11 protein-coding genes and 1 pseudogene are annotated in these 13481 nt (G+C 65.9%); 7 read left to right on the plus strand and 5 right to left on the minus strand.

Annotation, left to right across the window (positions count from 1 at the left end):
- Positions 1-27: 27 nt before the first annotated feature.
- Together NOF53_RS23740 and NOF53_RS23745 are read left to right on the plus strand one after the other, a co-directional pair.
- Complete coding sequence (locus NOF53_RS23740; RefSeq protein ID WP_374212662.1) at positions 28-1611, plus strand: MFS transporter; 1584 nt, start codon at positions 28-30, stop codon at positions 1609-1611.
- Between the two features lie 100 nt (positions 1612-1711).
- Complete coding sequence (locus tag NOF53_RS23745) at positions 1712-2608, plus strand: AurF N-oxygenase family protein (RefSeq protein ID WP_255973410.1); 897 nt, start codon at positions 1712-1714, stop codon at positions 2606-2608.
- Position 2609: 1 nt separating this feature from the next.
- On the opposite strand, the gene NOF53_RS23750 is transcribed toward NOF53_RS23745, so the two are convergent.
- Positions 2610-4889, minus strand: coding sequence for a SulP family inorganic anion transporter (locus NOF53_RS23750; RefSeq protein WP_255973412.1), 2280 nt, complete (start codon positions 4887-4889; stop codon positions 2610-2612).
- Between the two features lie 367 nt (positions 4890-5256).
- Between NOF53_RS23750 and NOF53_RS23755 the strand changes: the two genes are divergently transcribed.
- Positions 5257-5664: a DUF302 domain-containing protein gene (locus NOF53_RS23755; protein ID WP_255973414.1), complete on the plus strand. Its 408-nt coding sequence runs from the start codon at positions 5257-5259 to the stop codon at positions 5662-5664.
- A 17-nt stretch (positions 5665-5681) separates the two neighbouring features.
- Here the strand turns inward: NOF53_RS23755 and NOF53_RS23760 are convergent, their stop codons facing one another.
- The gene (locus NOF53_RS23760; protein ID WP_255973416.1) at positions 5682-6140 is read right to left on the minus strand and encodes a carboxymuconolactone decarboxylase family protein; all 459 of its coding nucleotides are present in this window, start codon (positions 6138-6140) and stop codon (positions 5682-5684) included.
- Positions 6141-6189: 49 nt separating this feature from the next.
- Between NOF53_RS23760 and pdxR the strand changes: the two genes are divergently transcribed.
- The 3 genes from pdxR (at position 6190) to NOF53_RS23775 (ending at position 9703) form a co-directional block, all read left to right on the plus strand.
- Positions 6190-7599, plus strand: coding sequence for a MocR-like pyridoxine biosynthesis transcription factor PdxR (gene pdxR, locus NOF53_RS23765; protein ID WP_255973418.1), 1410 nt, complete (start codon positions 6190-6192; stop codon positions 7597-7599).
- A 225-nt stretch (positions 7600-7824) separates the two neighbouring features.
- Positions 7825-8361, plus strand: a complete 537-nt coding sequence (locus NOF53_RS23770; RefSeq protein WP_255973420.1) for an OsmC family protein — start codon at positions 7825-7827, stop codon at positions 8359-8361.
- Positions 8362-8401: 40 nt separating this feature from the next.
- Positions 8402-9703, plus strand: a complete 1302-nt coding sequence (locus tag NOF53_RS23775) for a bifunctional o-acetylhomoserine/o-acetylserine sulfhydrylase (protein WP_255973422.1) — start codon at positions 8402-8404, stop codon at positions 9701-9703.
- 77 nt (positions 9704-9780) lie between these two features.
- Here NOF53_RS23775 and NOF53_RS23780 read toward each other — a convergent pair whose 3' ends face one another.
- Complete coding sequence (locus tag NOF53_RS23780; RefSeq protein ID WP_255973437.1) at positions 9781-12009, minus strand: serine/threonine-protein kinase; 2229 nt, start codon at positions 12007-12009, stop codon at positions 9781-9783.
- A gap of 441 nt (positions 12010-12450) precedes the next feature.
- On the opposite strand from NOF53_RS23780, the gene NOF53_RS23785 reads away from it, so the two are divergent.
- A complete protein-coding gene (locus tag NOF53_RS23785) occupies positions 12451-12792 on the plus strand; it encodes a YciI family protein (RefSeq protein ID WP_255973424.1) in 342 nt (113 codons plus the stop codon).
- An 89-nt stretch (positions 12793-12881) separates the two neighbouring features.
- Here NOF53_RS23785 and NOF53_RS23790 read toward each other — a convergent pair whose 3' ends face one another.
- Positions 12882-13349, minus strand: coding sequence for an SRPBCC family protein (locus NOF53_RS23790; RefSeq protein WP_255973426.1), 468 nt, complete (start codon positions 13347-13349; stop codon positions 12882-12884).
- Positions 13350-13362: 13 nt separating this feature from the next.
- A pseudogene (locus NOF53_RS23795) lies at positions 13363-13481 on the minus strand (IS630 family transposase); the annotation flags it as partial.

The raw sequence follows: 13481 nt of genomic DNA on the forward strand, positions 1-13481 counted from the left end.
GTCTCATTTCCTATCGGGAGGACCACCGTGCACCCTCGGAACGAGGCACCACAGGTACAGACCGGCCCACCGGACACGACTGGGTGGACATTCCGTCAGATATGGATGCTGGTGGTTTCCTGCTGCGCGGTCGCGCTCGTCGTCGCGGCGATGGCAGCCCTCAACACGGCGTTGCCGGAACTAGCACGCGACACCGGGGCCACCCAGAGCCAGCTCACCTGGATTGTCGACGGCTACACCCTCACCCTCGCGGCCCTGCTCCTGCCGGCAGGTGCTCTCGGCGACCGATACGGCCGACGTGAACTCCTCATGCTGGGACTGCTGGTCTTCGGCGCTGCCACCGCGGTCCCCCTCATGAACGACGCACCCGAGTGGATCATCGGATCGCGAGTGGCCGCCGGCGTGGGCGCCGCCTTCGTGATGCCCGCGACCTTGTCACTGCTCACGGCGGGTTTTCCCCCGTCGCAGCGCGGACGAGCGGTGGGCATCTGGTCCGGCGTGGCCGGTTCGGGCGCCATCGCCGGAATGCTGGTCTCCGGTGCGCTTCTCGAGAAGTGGTCGTGGATCGCGATCTTCGTCAGCCTCGCGGTGGTGTCCGCACTGATCCTGCTCGTCAGCTTTACCATCCCGTCGTCCAAGGACGCGAGCCACACTCCACTCGACCTGCCCGGTACCGGATTGATCGTGGCCGCCGTCGGACTGTTCGTGTTCGGCACCATCGAGGCCCCGCATCGAGGCTGGCTCGATCCTGTAGTCCTGGGTCTGCTCGTGGGCGGACTGGTCGCCGCTGCCACCTTCGCCTGGGTCGAACTCCGGAGGGAACATCCCCTGCTCGATGTGCGGCTGTTCGGCAATCGCGCGTTCGGGTCGGGATCGATGTCGCTGCTCCTGCAGTTCCTCGCCACCCTCGGGCTCTTCTTCCTGGCCATCCAGTATTTGCAGTTGGTGCTCGAGTACTCGCCCCTGCAGTCGGCCCTCGCGCTCGCCCCCATCGCGGTGCCGGTCGTGGCCATGTCCGCCGTCATGCCGCTGGTCATCCCGCACGTCGGGCTCCGGCCACTACTTGTGGCCGGCACCGCGCTCCTGGGCGCGGGAATTCTTCTCCTGGTTCGCCTGGACGTGGATTCGAGTTATGTGGAGGTGTCCTTCCCCCTCATCGTGGCGGCCTTGGGCATCGGACTGTGCACCGCACCCGCCACCGCGGCGATCGTCCAGAACACACCCGACGCCAAGCAGGGCGTCGCCTCTGCCGTCAACGACGCCGCCCGCGAAATCGGGTCGGCCATCGGGGTCGCCCTCGCGGGCAGCATCCTCGCCACCGGATACAGCCGGAACGTCCAACCTGCGGTGGACGCACTTCCCGAACAGGCGAAGGAACCTGTCTCCGGTTCGCTGGCTGCCGCCCTGCACGTCGCCGAGATCGCCGGCCCTCAGGGCGAGCAGCTGGCGATTTTCGCGCGAGACGCATTCTTGAAGGGAATGGACGAGGCTTCCATCGTCTTGGCCGGCGTCTTGTTCGTATCGGCCGTCGTGCTGGGAGTGTGGGCGCCCGGTCGTCAACACCCTTCGGTTCGCGTCGATCCCGCCGAGAAAACGGCCGACGTCGGCTGAGTGAACCTTGCTCTTGTGACCGGCGCCATTGTATCGTTCAGTATCCGTGACTGTATGTCACAGTTAACTGACCGCACCGGCCACTGATCAAGGGGTAGTCATGACCGCATCGATAGTCGTCTCCGACCGCGAAGAGACCGCTCAGCGCTTGCTGGCGTCGTCGGCCCGCAAGTCCTACGACCCGATGGTGGAGGTCGACTGGGAAGCACCTATTCCCGACGACAAGTTCGGGCTCACGCCCGAGTGGAGCACCCTCTACGGCACCGCCCTGTGGGACGAGATGACGGACGCGCAGAAAATCGAGCTCACCAAGCACGAGGCCGCGAGCGTCTCGAGCGTCGGATTGTGGTTCGAGATCCTGCTGATGCAGATGTTGCTGCGCGACGTGTACGGCCGCGACAAGCACTCCCGGCACGTCCAGTTCGCACTCACCGAGGTGGCCGACGAGTGCCGCCACTCGGTGATGTTCGCCCGCGCCGGTGAACGCCTCGACATGCCGAGCTATGGTCCGCACCCCGTCATCCACAAGCTCGGACGCATCTGGGGCGGGTTCTTCAAGGGCGCCAACGCCTACGCCAGCGTGATGGCCGCCGAGGAGATCCTCGATATGATGCAACGCGACTTCATGAAGGACGAGCGGGTCCAGCCCGTCACTCGCACGGTGAGCAAGATTCACGTCCTCGAGGAAGCCCGGCACATCCGCTTCGCCCGCGAGGAGGTCGGGCGACGCATCGAGGGCGCCAGCTGGGCACGGTTGCAGCTGGAGCGCCTCAACACGGCCGTCGTCGTCTTCTTCGTCATGAAGAGCATGATCCGCAAAGATGTGTACGCGAACGCCGGCCTGGACCCGGAGCGGGCCATCGCCGAGGCCAAGAGGAACCAGCACTACAAGGACACCGTCCGCACTTCGGGTTCCAAGCTGATGCAGTTCCTCGACAGCGTCGGCCTCGTCGGTGGCCCGTCCAAGCGGCTGTACAAGAAGGTCCACCTGCTCTGAGTCAGCTGGGCACCGTGTCCAGGTAGGACACACTGGTCGAGGTGATCTCGAGTACGCGCGCGGACGGAATGTCGAAGAACATTCCCGCGACGCGTACTCGCCCCTCGGCCGCCGCCGCGCCCACGAGGGGATGACGCCCGAGGGTCTGCACCTGGACCGCCACGTTCACCATGCCCAACTGGTCGATCTCGTCGAATCCGAGTTCGGCTGCGGCACGCGCCACCGGATGCCCACTGAGGAACGCCTTGCGGCTCGGCTGCGCAAACGCCAGCCACTGTTCGACCGCGTCGCGGTCGGACCCGTCGGCCTCGGACGGCGCTTGTGCGAGTACGGCCTTCATCGCGCCGCAGCCGGAGTGGCCGCATACGATCACCGAGCTGACCTCCAGTTCTTCGAGGGCGAAGGCCAGTCCTGCCTCGACCGAGACGTCCTGTCGGCCCGCCGGAACGAGATTGCCCACATTACGCACGGTGAAGAGGTCGCCCGGCCCGCTGCTGGTGATCACATTGGGGACGATGCGCGAATCAGAGCAGGTGAGGAACAGCGAATCCGGGTCCTGACCGTCCTTGAGGTCGTCGAGATGCGGCTGAAGGTGCGCGGCATTGCGCCGGTGGTACTCCGACACTCCCGCCAGCAGTGGGCGCAGCGCGACCGGTGTGGAGTCGTCGGCGCGAGAGTGCCGGGGCTGCCAGCTCTTCCAGGGTGCGAATCCTCGGACACCCGCCACCCCGATCCCACGTCGGGGAGGAGCTTCACCGACGGAATCCATGTCGAAGGTGCCGAGTGCATCGATCACTACGGTTCCGCCCGACCGCTCATGGTGCCGCTTCCACTGGTCGATCGCCTCGAATATGGCGTGGTCCAGAAAGTCGACAGCCAGTTCCACGGTGACGTGCGCGCCCTCGGGCACCTTCGCGAGGAGCCCGGTCAACGCCGGCATGGACAGGAAGCTGCACGACCCCTCGACGGTCACGCGCCACCGCCCGGAGTCCCCGGAACCAGAAGCATCGATGGGCTCCGCGCGCATCTTGGGGTGGATGACCCGCCAGAGCAGCAGGACCACCGCGAGCGCGAGACCGACGATCACGCCTTCGAGCAGGTTGAGGAAGACCACACCTGCCACGGTCACGCCGTACACCCACAGGTCGCCGGTGCGCCTGGCCGTACGCAGGTCGGCGAGCTTGACGAGCTGGATACCGATTACGATGAGCAGTCCGGCGAGCGCGGCCATCGGAATCTGCTGAACCAGCGCGGTCAGTAACGCGGCGAAGACGAGAATCCATACGCCGTGCAGCACCGCGGACGCGCGGGTACGTGCCCCGGCCGCGACGTTGGTGGAACTCCGCACGATGACACCGGTGACCGGCAGTCCGCCGATCAGCCCCGAGACCATGTTGGCCGAACCCTGGCCAACGAGTTCCCGGTTGAATTCGGTCCTGGTGCCGCCGTGCATCTTGTCCACCGCGACTGCGGAGAGCAGGCTCTCGACGCTGGCGATGAGCGCCACGGTGAGCACACCCGTCGCCACCGCCAGCCACGGACCTTGCGGCATCGTAGGCAGCGACAGCGCGTCGAACAGCGAGCCGTCCAACGTGATTCGATCGACGTCGAGCGGGAGAACCAGGGAAGCAATGGTTGCCACCACTACCGCGACGAGGGGTCCGGGCAGCACGCCGAATTTGCGTGGCACCTTCTTCCACAGCAACAGTATGGCGATCACGACCGATCCGATCAGGACTTCGCCATATCGCGCGGATGCGAGCTGGGACGGAAGCTGCGCGATGTTGGCCCACGTCGAGCTGTGCGACCCTCCGCCGAGAAGAACGTGAATCTGCTGAAAAGCAATGGTGATTCCGATACCGGCCAGCATGGCGTGCACCACAACCGGGGCGATCGCCAGAGCGGATCGCGCAATTCGACTGAGCCCGAATATGATCTGCAGGAATCCGGCCGCGACGGTGATGGCACAGGTAGCGCGCCAACCGAAAGTGCCGACCAATTCTGCTACCACCACGGTCAATCCGGCCGCCGGTCCGCTCACCTGGAGGGGTGATCCGCCGATCGATCCGGCGACCACGCCGCCGACGATCGCCGCGATGAGCCCTGCCATGATCGGGGCGTCGGAGGCGATGGCGATTCCGAGTGACAGGGGCAGGGCGACGAGGAAGACGACGAGCGACGCCGGCAGGTCGTATCGGGCGTTGCGTCGCAACCTCTCACCGAAGGTCGGTCCGGGGACGGCACCGGATGGGGGCGCTTTCTCTTTCTCGAGGATCGACATGTCGACACCTTACGGTCACCTCGAGGCGAAACGCCCGAATCGGGCGTCATACTGTGGCATGTGTCACGGGCGCTGCAACTTTCGCGCGAACAGAATGAAAACAACTGGACAACAAGCATATAGGTCAGGCACGCGTGTATCCGGACCCACCGCCCACGACGAGACGTGCACCCCGTCCATCGCGTCGACCGGCACCTCGGCACACCATATGTTTCACCTACCCCACGGCGTATCGTTGCCAAGGTAGGCAACCCAGAAGGCAGCACCATGGTCGGTGACGAAGACAGCGTGCCGCAGTCTCCTGCGCACTCGGGTCCGTCCTCGCACCTGCCTGATGTACTGTTCTCCGACCCGAAAGGGATCAGTCATGAAACTCGCATTGTCGACGACTCTGCACAGCTCCTTCGACGACGCCGTCGAGCGCACCCGCCAGGCTCTGGCGGATCAGGGCTTCGGGGTGCTCACCGAGATCGACATGAAAGCGACCTTGAAGGCGAAGCTCGGTGAGGACATGGAGGACTACCTCATTCTCGGCGCCTGCAATCCGCCGCTCGCGCACCGCGCGGTCGACGTGAACCGGCAGATCGGGTTGCTCCTGCCCTGCAACGTGGTGGTCCGCACCGACACGTCCGCCGAGAACACGATCATCGTCGATGCGATGAATCCGGCGCTGATGGTGTCCGTGGCCGACGAGCAGGGGCTCTGCGAGGTCGCCGACGAGGCCACCACCAAGCTGCAGGCCGCTATCGACGCCCTCGGCGCACAGCGAGTTTGACCTCGTCGCTGCTGCCCTCAGCGCACCTTCGGCGTCTTCCTCGTGCTCACGGCGATCCGATTCCACGCGTTGATCGTGAGCACCAGGGAGATGAGCTGAGCCAGCTCTGCCTCCTCGAAATATTCTGCCGCCTCCTCGTACACCGAGTCGGGAACGAACCCGTCGGTCAAGACTGTGATCGACTCGGCCAGGGCGAACGCCGCCCGCTCCTTCTCGGTGTACAGGCCGTGCGCCTCCTCCCACGCATTGAGGAGGAACAGCTTCTGCTCGCTCACCCCGATCTTCCTGGCGTCGGCGGTGTGCATGTCGATGCACCACGCGCAGTGGTTGACCTGGGAGCACCGAGTGAGCACCAGCTCGACCAGCTCGGGGTCGAGGCCCTGCCGTGCCGCGGCGTCGAGGGCGATCATTGCCTTGTAGACGGCGGGGGCCTTGCGTGCGAGATCGACTCGGGTCTTTCGCTCTGTTGTGGTCATACGAGAAGAATAGGCGCAGAATAGCCCATCTGTATGGTTCAATTCGAGCATGGAAACCTGGGCCAATTCGGGTCTGGGCCGAGACCTCCATCTCGACCTGACCGCGTGCGGCGTCGGCCGCGCGTCCGGGGTGCGCGCAAACCTGGTTTCCGCTCTGCGCGAATCGATTCGATCGGGACGACTCGTCGCCGGCACCACCCTCCCGCCGTCCCGCACTCTTGCCCTCGACCTCGGCATCGCCCGCAACACCGTCGCCGAGGCGTACTCCGAACTCGTGGCAGAGGGCTGGCTCACCGCCCGGCAGGGATCGGGGACGCGGGTCGCTGATCGGACGGGCGAGCCTGCCCGGAGTCCACGCACCCGCTCCACCGCCGCGCCCGGACCCACGTTGAGCCTGATGCCCGGTTCGCCCGACGTCGGGGAGTTTCCGCGTGCCGCCTGGATGGCGTCGGCCCGCCGGGCGCTCACCTCGGCACCCAACGACGCCTTCGGACCGGGTGATCCGCGGGGACGCCCCGAGCTCCGTCACGCCCTCGCCGAATACCTCGCTCGCGCACGGGGAGTGCGCGCCGAACCCGACCACATCGTGGTCAGTGCGAGCTCGGGGCACGGACTGTGGTTGCTCGCCCGCGCCGTGAAGGGACCGATCGCCGTCGAAGGGTACGGGCTGCATCTGCATCGCGAACTTCTCGGCGACGCCGGCGTCTCCACCATCCCCCTGCACCTCGACACCCGCGGAGCGCAGCCCCCGGATGCGACGGACCGGCAACTGTCGGCGGCGTTACTCACCCCGGCTCATCAATTCCCCACCGGCGGACCGCTCCATCCCAGCAGGAGAACGGCTTTCGTGGAATGGGGACGCGTGACGGGATCGATCGTGATCGAGGACGATTACGACGGGGAGTTCCGGTACGACCGCCAACCCGTCGGCGCCCTGCAGGGTCTGGCCCCGGATCAAGTGGCCTATCTGGGCACGGTGAGCAAGTCGCTGTCCCCCGCGATTCGCGTGGGATGGATGGTGCTGCCGGAAAGGCTGATCGACGACGTCCTGGCAGTCAAAGGTGTATACGAGAGATGGGTCAGCGCTACGGACCAGCTCACCCTGGCGGACTTCATCGAGCGGGGCGCATTCGACCGGCACGTTCGCAGGATGCGTGCCGTGTACCGCCGTCGGCGCGACACCCTCGTCGATACCGTCACCGCGCGTGCACCACATGTGCAGGTGACCGGAATCGCGGCCGGTTTGCACGCTGTTCTCGAACTTCCGGCCGGGACCGAGGCGGCCACCGTAGACCGGGCCGCGTCCCTCGGTCTCGCAGTGGAGGGTCTGCGCACGTTCCGTCATCCGGACGGACCCGCCAATCGCCCGGACGGCCTCGTCGTCGGCTACAGCACGCCGTCGGCGGCGCGATTCCCCGCGACTCTCGACGCGTTGTGCCGGGCACTGCCCACCAAGTGAACGCATTTCCTATAGGACTAGTCGGAATGCGTGTCGTCCGGTTACAGTCTGTTCCGTGACCGACTTCCGCGCGATCGACTCCGGCGAGCTGCTGACGCGGCGCCGCCATGTCGACTTCGCGTTGGTGTGTACCTCAGGGTGTCCCAGCCTCTGATCGGACCCATCCCGGCGAAATCTTCTCTCCGCCGGGCCAATCCCGTACACCCTCCGCTCGAAGGAATCACCATGCCTGCCACCGGTACCGCGTCCGCATCGCATCTGTCGTCCGTCATCACCGCCACGTCCGACGCCGTTTCCCACAATCCTTCCAACGCCCAGGTCGTTTTCCGTGCGTCGGCTCAGGCGCACGATGCCGTGGCCAGCACCGTCACCCTCGGCAAATACCGCGTCGAGGTGGACGAACCACCCGCGCTCGGTGGTGACAACGCCGCCGCCAACCCTGTCGAGTACTACCTCGCGTCGCTGCTGTCGTGCCAAGTGGTCACCTACCGCTTCTGGGCCGACAAGCTCGGAATCCGAGTGGACGACATCTCCGCACGGGCAGAGGGAGATCTCGACGTGCGTGGGTTCTTCGGCTTCGACGAGTCCGTCCGTGCCGGATTCGGCGAAGTGCGGGTTGTCGTGACATTGACCGGCCCGGAATCGCGGGAGCGCTACCTCGAACTGCAGGAAGCGGTGGATGCGCACTGCCCCGTTCTCGACCTGACCCGCAATCAGACCCCGGTCCAGACCGTGGTCGAAACACTCACCAGCGAAAACTGATTCACCACATCCACCTCACCGAATCTGGAGTACACCACTCGTGACCGAGAGCATCGATCCCAGCATCAACTGGTCGTTCGAGACCAAGCAGATCCACGCCGGGCAGACGTCCGACGCCACCACGAAGGCGCGGGCCCTGCCGATCTACCAGACCACCTCGTACACGTTCGACAGCACCGATCATGCTGCCGCGCTGTTCGGTCTGGCCGAGCCGGGCAACATCTACACCCGCATCATGAATCCCACCCAGGATGCCGTCGAGCAGCGCATCGCCGCACTCGAAGGGGGCGTCGCCGCGCTGCTGCTCTCGTCCGGGCAGGCCGCGGAGACCTTCGCGATTCTCAACCTCGCCGAGGCCGGCGACCACATCATCTCGAGCCCGTACCTCTACGGTGGCACGTACAACCTCTTCCACTACACGCTGCCCAAGCTGGGTATCGAGGTGTCGTTCGTCGAGGATCCCGACGACCTCGAGCAGTGGAGCGCAGCCGTCCGGCCGAACACCAGGGCGTTCTACGGCGAAACCATCGCCAACCCCAAGAACCACATCCTAAATCTGCCGGAAATCTCGAAGATTGCGCACGACAACGGTATTCCGCTGATCGTCGACAACACGGTGGCCACGCCGTATCTGCTGCAGCCGTTGAAGCACGGCGCCGACATCGTGGTGCATTCGGCCACCAAGTACCTCGGCGGTCACGGCACGGCGATCGCCGGTGTGATCGTCGACGGCGGCACCTTCGACTGGACCCAGGGCCGCCACGCCAACTTCACCACCCCGGACCCGAGCTACCACGGCGTCGTCTTCGCGGACCTCGGCGCCCCTGCCTACGCACTGAAGGCGCGCGTGCAGCTGCTGCGCGACTTGGGTTCCGCGGTCGCCCCGTTCAATGCGTTCCTCATCGCGCAGGGCATCGAGACCCTCAGCCTGCGCGTGGAGCGGCACGTCGCCAACGCCCAGAAGGTGGCCGAGTTCCTCGAGGCCCGCCCAGAGGTCACGTCCGTGGCCTACGCGGGTCTGCCGTCCTCGCAGTGGCACGAGCGCGCACAGCAGCTCACCCCGAAGGGTCCGGGCGCGATCGTGACGTTCGAACTGGCCGGCGGTGTCGACGCCGGTAAGAGGTTCGTCAACGCGCTCACCCTGCACAGCCACGTCGCGAACATCGGCGACGTGCGCTCGCTGGTGATCCACCCGGCGTCGACGACGCACTCGCAGCTCACCCCGGAGGAGCAGCTCGCCGCCGGTGTGACTCCCGGACTGGTCCGGCTCGCCGTCGGCATCGAAGGTATCGACGACATCCTCGCCGACCTCGAAACCGGCTTCGCCGCAGCCGGAGCCTGATTCGGAAGGCGGGAGGGCGCGGCGCTTTTCAGTCCCGCGCCCTCCCGCCTCAGATCATCTCGCCCTTCTACGGACGCTCACTCGTGCCGGGGTACACCCGACACGACGCGAGCAAGTGCTTGTAGGTCCTCCGTCAGCAGGCGGAACATCCAGTACGCCGCGACGAATGCGAAGACACTCCCCACGCACAGCACACGCAGCGCGACCACCACGTGCGGTAGGTCTTCCGGGGTAATGAATGTCGCGCCCGCGACACCGAGCAGCGGCACTGCGGCCGCCGCGGCCAGGAAGAACATGCTGCGCCGACCCAGCCGGTGCAGCATGCGGGCATCCGCAGCGCTGATCTCTCCGTGCGGCAGGAAGACCGGGTACAGGCAGCGGACGGCATAGAAATTGACGAAGAAGAACGGATAGACGACGGCGATGGCGCCGCAGACGAGTTGCGCGGCGGTGAAGTGGACAACGGTGTTCCACGGCACCTCACTTCCGCTGACCTGCAGCGTGGCCGGCACGATGATGCCGGTCACCGCCCACAATCCGAGACACAGCAGGGCACATCGCTGTCCGAGCAGCAGGGTGTCCCTGCGGGCGCGGGCGAGGTGGCGGCCGTCGTACGCCTTCCCCTGCCGAAGCCCACCCGCCACCCTGGTCAGATACATCGCCATCGAGACGGTGCCCACTACCCCGATCACAAAGGCAGTGGCGTAGTCGATTCGGGTGATGCGCTCGAAACTGCTCTGCGCGGTGGGCGGTAGCTTGTTGATGATCAGCGTGGTGTTGTGCTGGTAGCTGTACAGAATCGCCAGGAGATTCGGTACAGCGATGGCGAGGAACATGATCGGGTGCGTCCACCGTCGCATCCGCAACCGCCAACTTCCCGGTGGTGGATCCACCAGATCGCGGCCGTGGGCGTCAAGACACACGTCGAACTGCTGCGACAGTTCGGCTCCGGTGGAGAACCGATCCGCCGGCTCGGGCTCGAGCGACTTCAGCAGCACTCGCCGCAGCGCGCTCGGGCAGTCAGCCGGAAGGTCCGCGATTTCGGGTTCGTGACGGCCGCGGCGTCGTTCGAGCATCGCGTCGAGGGTGGTGCGATCTCCGGGCGGGTGCGTTTCTGCTTCCGCGTCTGTGTTGCCGACGGGCATGTCGTCGAAAGGCTTCTTTCCGGTGAGCAACTCCCAGAGGACCACTGCAAGCGAGTACAGGTCGCTGCGCGTGTCGAGGTCCGCCGCAGTCCCCGGCCGCTCCGGATGGATCGCTTCGAGCTGTTCCGGTGACATGTACGCGAGGGAACCGCCGAAGTACGCGACCGGACTGGTCCCGGCGATGGTGTCGCTGAAGCTGATGTTGAAATCGGCCAGCTTTGGGACACCCTCTGCCGTCAGCAGCACGTTGGCGGGTTTCACGTCGCGGTGCAGGACACCGTGTTTGCCTGCGTAGTCGAGGGCCTCGGCTAATCGGCGGCCCAGCCAGGCCACAGTCTCCGGCCACGACAGGGCCACGACTTCCTCACGCACCCGGGATTCGCTGGGCCGTATCTCGCCCTTGCTCAACAGCTCTCGATCGACCGCCTCCAGCAACAGCACTCCGGTACGCAGATCGGGTGCCGTCTCCCACACGCGCGCGACCACTCCGAGCAACGTGCCGCCCGGCACGTACTGCATGTACAGCACGCGCAGCGTTCGATCGGCGAGGAGGCGTTGATCGAAGACCCGGACGATGTAGTCGTGATCGAATTGGGCGAGTGTTTGCGGCTCGGTTCCGTGATCCTGGGAGATTTTCACAGCGACCAGTCGTTGCATCGACCGCTGGCGGGCGAGGAAGACTCGGGCAAACGCGCCCCGCCCCAGCACCGTCATGAGGTCGAAGTCGTCGACCCGCTGTCCGACGTCGAGATCTTCGAGTGCGGGACTACTCGGAGACGGCACCGCCGAGGTGTGTTCGCGGTGGTAGATCGACGTGCTGTGGTACTCGCCTGTGCTCAGCAGTTCGTCGAGTTCGCGTGCCTGCGCCGGGAAGGTACGTGTGTAGTCCGAGGCGTCGACCGGTTGACCGCTGCGCCGGCGGAGATGAAATTCCTCGTAGATCAGGTCCGGCGGGAGCGGCCACCTGCCGAGTTCGGGAAGTTCTTCCCCGTATTCGGCCAGCCGCTTCGGGTTGTCGCCGCGCAGCCACCGCTTCTCCAGGTCTACCTTGATCAACTCGATCAGAGACACCCTGCGGAGCGCCGCATCCGCGGGCAGATAATCGGCGAGGCGCGGCGCGGAGTCCGCGGACTCCCACGCGGCCGCGAACCGCCCGACGATGTCTTCGACAGTGGTCGACTGTGGCGGCGGGCCGCTGGACGCCGTCGCTTCCGGTGTCGTTCCGACCGAGCGCGTCACAGGCTTCTCGGACGCTAGTGGTCGTTCCGTGAACCTCGTCCGAAGAACATGCCGACCATGGTAGCCCGACGGCCGACCGTGCTACTGCAGTTCGACCGTTGCGACATATCCGCCGTCGACCGGTGTCGCGATTCCCATCACGGTTTCGGTGAACGGTCGCACCGGACCCGTCCGGTGCGATCCACAGGGACTTCAGTGGTCGTCGACAGTGTCCTGGGATGGTGGGCTCGGCCGCGGTGAGCGCGGTTGTGGAGACGGCCCGTTCCGCCCCGTTGGGGGTGGGCGCGAGCGAGTCCTGTGCGCGCCGCGCCGTGTCCGCGAGGATGGTCCGATCCCCTGACGTGCGAAGAAGGAGTCGACGCGATGACGAAATACCTGATCTCGTTCCCGAGCGGTGCCATGGTCTTGCCCGACGAGGATCTGCAGGCAGTTTCGGATGCGGCGCACGCGGTGGTGGAGGAGGCGAAGCACGCCGGCGTCTGGGTGTTCGGCGGTGGAATCGACGAGAGCGTTCCGCCGGTCCTGGTCGAAGGGGATGGCACGGTGACCGAGGGCACGTACCCACAGACGAAGCAGCTCGAAGGCGGCTACACGGTGCTGGAGTTGCCCTCCCGCGAGGCGGCACTGGAATGGGCTGCGAAGATCGCGGTTGCCTGCCGCTGCGCGCAGGAGGTGCGCGCGTTCCAGTACGATCCCGCCAGCTGACGGGGTTCGACCTCCCGGGCAATAGCATTCGGCTTCGGCCAGATTCCCTTCTTGCCCCAACGCCAGACCCGGGTCGCCGCCGACCTGAGTCAGCCGGCCCCTTCGACGTACAACGCCAGGTTGGCCAGCGAGGAGGCGATCCCGGCCTCGTGTACCGCTTGGTCGATGCCGGGTGGCACGTCCGTGGCGGTGACGGTCACCTCGGTCCCGTCACCGGCGGCAGCGAGGTGCCAGGTCATCGTCATGGTGCCCGCGTACGACGGGTCGTCAGCCTCGAACACGGCTCGCTGCACCACGCGCTCCAGTGGCACCAGGTCGGCGAATCCGACATCGACGACATCCGTCGCATCGGAAGTCTTGCCGGGGCTGTCGGCGGCTTCGAGGTAGGTGAGGACCATCCGGAACCCGCCACCAGGCCTGGGATCCCACCGTTCGACCTGTCCGCGCATGCCGTCGGGCGGCAACCAGGCCTCGAGGGACTCCCGGTCGAGGAGGGCGCCGTAGACAGTCGCCGGTGGTGCCGCGATCACCCGGCTGGCGCAGTCGGTCCTGTCCATCGCCCGATTCTAGCTAGTGTCCCGCGTCAGAAATTCGTGCGATATATTTGGCCAGGGAATCGAGGATCTCCTCGGCGGTCTTGTGCCAGACGAACGGCTTCGGGTCGTCGTTCCAGGTCTTGATCCAGTTGC

The organism is Rhodococcus tibetensis (assembly GCF_024438035.1).
Classification (GTDB): Bacteria; Actinomycetota; Actinomycetes; order Mycobacteriales; family Mycobacteriaceae; genus Rhodococcus_F; species Rhodococcus_F tibetensis.

What these genes read in the sequence shown, in the direction of transcription:
- NOF53_RS23745 (WP_255973410.1), top strand. Translation starts at nt 1,712, where the DNA reads ATGACCGCATCGATAGTCGTCTCCGACCGCGAAGAGACCGCTCAGCGC.
- NOF53_RS23750 (WP_255973412.1), bottom strand. Translation starts at nt 4,889, where the DNA reads ATGTCGATCCTCGAGAAAGAGAAAGCGCCCCCATCCGGTGCCGTCCCC.
- NOF53_RS23755 (WP_255973414.1), top strand. Translation starts at nt 5,257, where the DNA reads ATGAAACTCGCATTGTCGACGACTCTGCACAGCTCCTTCGACGACGCC.
- NOF53_RS23790 (WP_255973426.1), bottom strand. Translation starts at nt 13,349, where the DNA reads ATGGACAGGACCGACTGCGCCAGCCGGGTGATCGCGGCACCACCGGCG.
- NOF53_RS23770 (WP_255973420.1), top strand. Translation starts at nt 7,825, where the DNA reads ATGCCTGCCACCGGTACCGCGTCCGCATCGCATCTGTCGTCCGTCATC.
- pdxR (WP_255973418.1), top strand. Translation starts at nt 6,190, where the DNA reads ATGGAAACCTGGGCCAATTCGGGTCTGGGCCGAGACCTCCATCTCGAC.
- NOF53_RS23785 (WP_255973424.1), top strand. Translation starts at nt 12,451, where the DNA reads ATGACGAAATACCTGATCTCGTTCCCGAGCGGTGCCATGGTCTTGCCC.
- NOF53_RS23760 (WP_255973416.1), bottom strand. Translation starts at nt 6,140, where the DNA reads ATGACCACAACAGAGCGAAAGACCCGAGTCGATCTCGCACGCAAGGCC.